3 protein-coding genes are annotated in these 2,023 nt (G+C 72.1%); 2 read left to right on the forward strand and 1 reads right to left on the reverse strand.

Annotated elements, in window-relative coordinates:
- Positions 1-75: 75 nt before the first annotated feature.
- A complete protein-coding gene (locus tag ACFVYK_RS35345) occupies positions 76-1,074 on the reverse strand; it encodes a ScbA/BarX family gamma-butyrolactone biosynthesis protein (RefSeq protein WP_389780837.1) in 999 nt (332 codons plus the stop codon).
- Positions 1,075-1,348: 274 nt separating this feature from the next.
- Here ACFVYK_RS35345 and ACFVYK_RS35350 point away from each other — a divergent pair, with 274 nt between their 5' ends.
- On the forward strand, positions 1,349-1,561 hold the full coding sequence (locus tag ACFVYK_RS35350; RefSeq protein ID WP_389780838.1) for an acyl-CoA carboxylase epsilon subunit: 213 nt from the start codon (positions 1,349-1,351) through the stop codon (positions 1,559-1,561).
- Positions 1,562-1,638: 77 nt separating this feature from the next.
- Positions 1,639-2,023 (forward strand): carboxyl transferase domain-containing protein (locus ACFVYK_RS35355; protein ID WP_389780839.1); only part of this gene is annotated, 385 nt, incomplete at its 3' end.

Here is a 2,023-nt window from a genome sequence, read left to right on the forward strand (position 1 = left end):
GAACCGGAGGGCGCGTGGCGGCTCTCCGGCGTGGTGAGGAGGGGCAGGTCCGCGCTCGGCCCCTCCTTCGCGCGGTCAGTCGAGCGGGGCGGCCCGCACGGTCGAGGTGAAGACGGTCCGGCCGTCCTGGCAGCCGGTCACCAGAACCGTCTCCGGGTCCTCGGGCGCCACCCTGGGCAGGCGCAGGGCGTCGATCAGACAGGGCAGGTCCAGCTCCGCGTACTTCAGGAACTCGCAGTCCAGGCCGAGCGGCAGGATCGAGGGTCTGCCCAGGACCGCGGTCGCCGCCTGGCGGGCGGCCTCCAGGAGCACCATGCCCGGGACGTGGTCGACCTGGTGGTCGAAGAGGACGGGGTGGCGGGTGTCCATGCGCAGGTGCCAGCGGTCCGGCTCGCCGGTGGGGGAGAGGACCACGTCGGTGGGCGAGAGGCGGCCCACGGTCGACGGGGCCACCGGAGCCGTCAGCGCGAGGGCGCGGTGCCCGGGGTCGAAGACGCGCTGCGGGCGCAGCCGCCGGTACACGGCCGGAGCGATGGTGCTGAAGGAGATCCGTCCCGACGCGGCGAGGCGCCCCTCGCGCAGCACCTTCGTCTCGTACGTCATGCCGGTCAGTCGCGTGCCGCGCTTCCTGACCTCGGTACAGGTGACGTCGAGGTCCAGCGCGGCGGGCGCCCCGCCGACCCGGATCTCCTCGGGATGCACCGTGAGGGCCAGCTCCTCCAGCAGGAACTGGTGGCCGATGGGCACGCCGAACTCGGCGTGGGCGAGCAGGGCGCCGATCTGGCGGATCGTTTCAGCGGCGATCAGCGGGTCGTGGTGGGTCCGGTCCGCGGTGGTGAAGAAGCTGTGGCCCCGCGGCCACTGGGCGGTCATCGCGAAGTGGGTGTCGCTCAACCGCTGCCAGCCGGTGAGCATGACCTCGGCGACGGCTGCCCGGTGCACCAGCTCCCTGGGGACCGTCGTGGTCAGGTGGCCGTTGAGCAGTGCCGTCGACCAATAGAAAGGCGACTGAGCGGCCCGTGCCGCTGCCTGCTCGATCGACGGACCTTCGAACCGGAACGTGCTCGCAGTCATCGCTCCCCCTGGACCAGATCGGAGATGGGCTGTGGGGGGAAAAAATAAAGGGCAACCGGGTTTGTTTCCAGAGGAATCGGAGCCTCCGCGCGGGAACGTTCGCCCCGGCGGCCCGCGGCCGGGAGCGCGGCAGCGCACGATCAGCCGATTCTCCAGCGTTCCTCCAGCTCACAGCCCCATGGCGGCTCAGGCCTCCTGTCCGAGCGCCTCGAGCGGCATTGAAGCGTCTCTGTAGCGCGGTGCCGCACGGTGGGCGGGACCGGGAGGAGCGGACATGGACGAAGCGGGCCTCGCCCCCCTCGCGCTGCGGGTCGAGCGCGGGCGGGCCGACGATGACGAACTGGCCGCGGTGGCCGTCGTGCTGTGGTCGGTGCTGGCCGGGCGAGCGGCGCTGAGCCGCCCGCAGGAGCCGTTCGCCGACGCCCCGTCGTGGCGCAGTCCCGAGTGCGCCGCCACGCAATGGCGCGCTCCGCACTGCTGGCGATAGGGCCCCGTGCGCCCGGTCGCGAGGCCGGCAGGCGCTTTGTCCAGGGCTGATTCATGTGTGCGCGCCACCACGCCCCTATGAACCGCACATGCGGTTTGTTAATCTGGGCACAGTCCGCCGCGCTCACGAGGGAGGGAGGCACAGTGACAGTCCTCAATGACGTTCTCCAGGTGGCCGCCGAGCCTTCGGGCGCGCGCGGCCGCGTGGCCGAGCTGCACGAGATCCGCGCCCGGGCGCTGGCCGGCCCGAGCGAGAAGGCGACCCGGGCGCAGCACGCCAAGGGCAAGCTGACCGCCCGGGAGCGGATCGGGCTGCTGGTGGACCCGGGTTCCTTCCAGGAGGTCGAGCAGTTGCGCCGGCACCGGGCGACCGGGTTCGGCCTGGAGGCGAAGAAGCCGTTCACGGACGGTGTGATCACCGGCTGGGGCACGGTGGAGGGCCGCACGGTCTTCGTCTACGCGC

Source organism: Streptomyces sp. NPDC058291 (assembly GCF_042880855.1).
In the GTDB taxonomy this organism is placed as follows: Bacteria; Actinomycetota; Actinomycetes; order Streptomycetales; family Streptomycetaceae; genus Streptomyces.

Bases quoted from the DNA above. Each gene is read 5' to 3' on its own strand.
- ACFVYK_RS35345 (WP_389780837.1), bottom strand. From the start codon at position 1,074: ATGACTGCGAGCACGTTCCGGTTCGAAGGTCCGTCGATCGAGCAGGCA.
- ACFVYK_RS35350 (WP_389780838.1), top strand. From the start codon at position 1,349: ATGGACGAAGCGGGCCTCGCCCCCCTCGCGCTGCGGGTCGAGCGCGGG.